Source organism: Flectobacillus sp. (assembly GCF_049240685.1).
Classification (GTDB): domain Bacteria; phylum Bacteroidota; class Bacteroidia; order Cytophagales; family Spirosomataceae; genus Flectobacillus.
On the sequence record NZ_JBMLSD010000341.1, the window covers coordinates 1 to 3,874 of the forward strand.

General features: G+C 37.8%; 4 protein-coding genes. All 4 read right to left on the reverse strand.

The features are described 5' to 3' along the window. Positions 1-14: 14 nt before the first annotated feature. The gene (locus tag ACOVQ4_RS15270; RefSeq protein ID WP_421821492.1) at positions 15-1,175 is read right to left on the reverse strand and encodes a glycosyltransferase family 87 protein; all 1,161 of its coding nucleotides are present in this window, start codon (positions 1,173-1,175) and stop codon (positions 15-17) included. Positions 1,176-1,260: 85 nt separating this feature from the next. Then, positions 1,261-2,046: a polysaccharide deacetylase family protein gene (locus ACOVQ4_RS15275; RefSeq protein ID WP_421821493.1), complete on the reverse strand. Its 786-nt coding sequence runs from the start codon at positions 2,044-2,046 to the stop codon at positions 1,261-1,263. 205 nt (positions 2,047-2,251) lie between these two features. Beyond that, complete coding sequence (locus ACOVQ4_RS15280; protein ID WP_166577139.1) at positions 2,252-2,977, reverse strand: glycosyltransferase family 2 protein; 726 nt, start codon at positions 2,975-2,977, stop codon at positions 2,252-2,254. A 33-nt stretch (positions 2,978-3,010) separates the two neighbouring features. Beyond that, complete coding sequence (locus tag ACOVQ4_RS15285; protein WP_421821494.1) at positions 3,011-3,757, reverse strand: glycosyltransferase family 2 protein; 747 nt, start codon at positions 3,755-3,757, stop codon at positions 3,011-3,013. Positions 3,758-3,874: the final 117 nt, after the last annotated feature.

Here is a 3,874-nt window from a genome sequence, read left to right on the forward strand (position 1 = left end):
TCCTAACTCAGCACTCAAAACTCCTCTTTCTTACTCGCCAACATTTCCCAATGAACTTTTATCCAGACTAATAACATGGGTAATACCATTAGGGCATATTTTCTTAAAAATTCATTTCTAATGTATTTGGGCATCAAGTCAGTAGGACCAAAACTTGTCACCAGCAAAGCAAAAATAAACAACGCTTTATCGGTAGAAGTTTTAGCACTTTGCATATACCAAATCACTGCGCCTACAAATCCAATCAACAAGGTAGATGCTTCGGTGCCTGTACTTGCCAATACGACCAACATCAACGTTGAGCATAAAAGCAATAATTGATATCGGGTATTGAAAAACAAGTTGATTCGTATATATGACAGCGCAAACACCAAAACCGCTGGCAGGATATACCATAAATTTGAAATACTAGCATCTTGCGCCAATCTTCGCACCATTCCCATCACCGAAAGATCTTGATAAGGGTTCGTCAAAACCTCATTGATAGCATTCTTTTTCACCAATACTTCAAACCATTCTTGGTAAGTCTGAAGGATATAAGTTGGCGAACTAAACGCCATTGGCAATACAAACAACACCGCTATCCAAAACAAGCCAGAAGCAATAAGTTTAAGTTTATTTTTTGAGAAAAAGAAAAACGCCAAACCTACTACGCCATACAGCTTTGTCATTGTACCTAGCACAATACAAAAGGCAGCCCAAAAGTCTTTTTCCTTTTTGATAAAAGTATATGCCAAAATAATCAAGGCGGTCACAATACCATGATACTGCACATTGATAAGGCTGGTAATACAACTATTCAGACAAAGCCACGACATAATAGCCTTGGTTTTTTCGTCAAAAGAAGGTAATTCATAAATAGCGAAAAGTAGTGCTACAGCATTCGCAACATTCCACAAAATTACTCCTGCTAAAGTAGGCAATAGGGCTAATGGCGCTATCATAACCGCAAAAGGCGGTCCGTACAAAAACAAATCTACATATTCGTCGGGATGATAAGCGTACAAGTGCTCCTGATGAATCAAGTGCCAGAAGCTCGTTCTGAAAATAATGAAGTTGTTGATATGCGCATGCGGATTATCGCCAGTAAAGTATTGCTTCATGGCTATTGCTACTGCCACGGCAATCCAAATCAACAAGATGTTGCGCTTATTGAGCAAAAAGTCAAATTTCATAAAAATTACTATCTATGTATCTAGCGGTTGGAAAGAGAATTTCGTTAGGTATTCAATGGCTTGACTTGAGCATTTTTCAAATACTTTATTTTTTCTGCTTCAACTCTTCCACATATTCCTTCATCGTAATGAAGGTGACGCCTTTGGCTTTTAGCCAAGTAATATAGTCATCCAAACGCTGTAGCAATGCTCTGTCTGAATGCTTACGGACATACGCAGGAATAGTGGTGTAAGCAGAAAGGTCGGTAAACTCCCAAGGGTGGAAATACAAATTAATAATCCCATAGCGATTGAGGGCGCTATTCGAAAACATTTTGTAAACACTAAATGGTAAATTTTTAAAACTCAACCAAAACATCGGGAAACGCAAATTTGGGGTAACCGTGGCAGGAATTTGCCATAGATTATCCTGTACAAAAGGGAGCTTAGGTTTATCCAAATGGTTGTAACGTCCTGGTAAAAAAGTTGGATTCAAGGAAGCATTATACACATATCCAGCATCCGCAATATCCTGATTTTCGACAGGCATCATTCTTGCCATTCGGAATCCTTCAACAGACTGTCCTGTGATTTGAGAAAGTAACTTTTTGGAAGCGGGTAAATCAACTTTAGCATCAAAACTACTGTGATACATTCCATGCGAAGCAATCTCATGTTTTTCGGCCAAAGTTTTCAATAACTCAGGTTGAGAAAGCGCATATTGTCCTGTACAAAAAATAGTGCTTTTTACTTGATGTTTATCTAATAATGCCTTCAAAAGCAATGTCCCACGAGTCGAAACCTCTATCTGTTCCTCCATCGTGATTTGTTGACCATATTCCAAAGGCACATCAAACTCTTCTACGTCAAATGTTAAGATTGCTTTTAGCATAATAATAAAAAAAATTAGTAGAATTCCGTATTAGTGCTGAATTATGAGTTATAAATTGTGAATGTAAAACACTACAAACCAAAGATTTAATCGGCTCGCAATTGCTCAGTAGCTGACGCAAATCGCTTGTTGGAGAAAACTCCAACAAGGGCCGTGAACTCTCAATTCATCACTCCAAAAACTCCTCACTCAAAACTCTGCACTCTTATTTACTTCGACTAAAAATATTTTGAAAACTCAGTAGTTCTTGTTTAATCGTTTTCCAGCTCATTTGTGAAAAACTTATGCCATCGCGTACATGTACTTGTATTTTGGCCAGTCGTAAATCTTTACGACGTGATGCCAACACCACAAACTCCATATCAAATAAAAACGAGTTGATATGAGTTTTGAGAAACACTTCTTTCCCTTTTTGATTAAATCCTTTTAAGCCTGATTGGGTATCTTTTACGAACATCGATGGGAAAAAAACATGGTTCATCGTGCGTAAGGACAAAGAGAATACTTTTCTCAAAAATGGTAATTGACTATAATAATGGTCGTCACGAACGCCCAAAACCACATCATAATTTTCGTCGTTCAATAACCTAAACATCTCCCAAGCGTTTTCCATACGATACGGATAATCGGCATCGGTATAAATAATCAAATCGCCTTGTGTTTTGGCGATGGCAGTACGCAAAGCAAATCCTTTTCCCCTATTTTGGGAATACGTAACATACTCGAAAGAAGGAATATTTTCTTGGAGATATTGCAAATGGGCTTCTGTTACTCCTCTGATAGAACCATCATCAACCAAATACAATTTAACCTCCACCTGAGAAGGGAGTTGCGAGACAAATATTTTATAATAATGTAAAAGCTCCTTTTCCCAACCTTCGTGGGGATTGTAGCACGGATGTACGACATCCAATTTAGTAGTTCGGTTCACTGTTTAAAGAGAGCAAAAAAATAAAGGCGCAAGTTATGATTTTTCTTTCTGATTCATTTCATAAAGCTTCATGTATTTGAAAAATGCGCCTTGTGCATTGCAATACGAAATCAAATAGCCTTCGTAGCCATACAAAAATCCTTTTTTGAGTAAATAGTAATTCCAAAAATGAAAGGTCTTCTTGAAATAGGCAATCACAGGATGTGTCCCTTTTTTGTGCTGATTCTGTACTGCAAAAAGAGTGGAATAATAGTTCATTTTTGACAAAAGCTGATCAGCCGTTTCATAGGAATAGTGATGGATAACTCCTTCAATATCTACAATTTGTAAACCTTTGGTATTTAATCCTTCATGAACATCTTTGTCGTTAAACTGTGTACTGTTTTTATGAAAAAGTCGTGTTACTTTGTCATTGCCCCAACCAGCGCCATTGATGTATTTGCCATTGTAATATTGTTTTCGTAAAAAACGATACAAATGCTTAGGGTTGAGCGATAGATTTTGAATGTTTTGTATCAAAATCGGGTCTAATACCTCATCTGAATCGACCCACAGAATCCAATCATTTTTACAAAAGCTCACTGACAAATTGCGCATCTTACCAAAGCCCAAAAATGGATGCTCATGCACACACACATTGGGATATTGGCGAGCAATTGCCAAAGTCTGGTCGGTCGACCCGTTGTCAAGCACAATTACTTCATCGAATCCCTTCAAGGCATCCAAACACTGCGCCAACCGCGCCTCACTATTTTTGGTAAGTATTGTTACGGAAATCATTTGAGTGTTGAGTTTTGAGTGAGGAGTTCTTTTGAGTGAGGAGTGTTGAGTTTTGAGTGAGGAGTGACAAATTAAAAAAAAGACTCTGTACTCCTCACTCTACACTCAAAACTCAAC

Excerpts from the sequence above, each read along its gene's own strand:
- ACOVQ4_RS15275 (WP_421821493.1), bottom strand. The coding sequence starts at position 2,046 with ATGCTAAAAGCAATCTTAACATTTGACGTAGAAGAGTTTGATGTGCCT.
- ACOVQ4_RS15285 (WP_421821494.1), bottom strand. The coding sequence starts at position 3,757 with ATGATTTCCGTAACAATACTTACCAAAAATAGTGAGGCGCGGTTGGCG.
- ACOVQ4_RS15270 (WP_421821492.1), bottom strand. The coding sequence starts at position 1,175 with ATGAAATTTGACTTTTTGCTCAATAAGCGCAACATCTTGTTGATTTGG.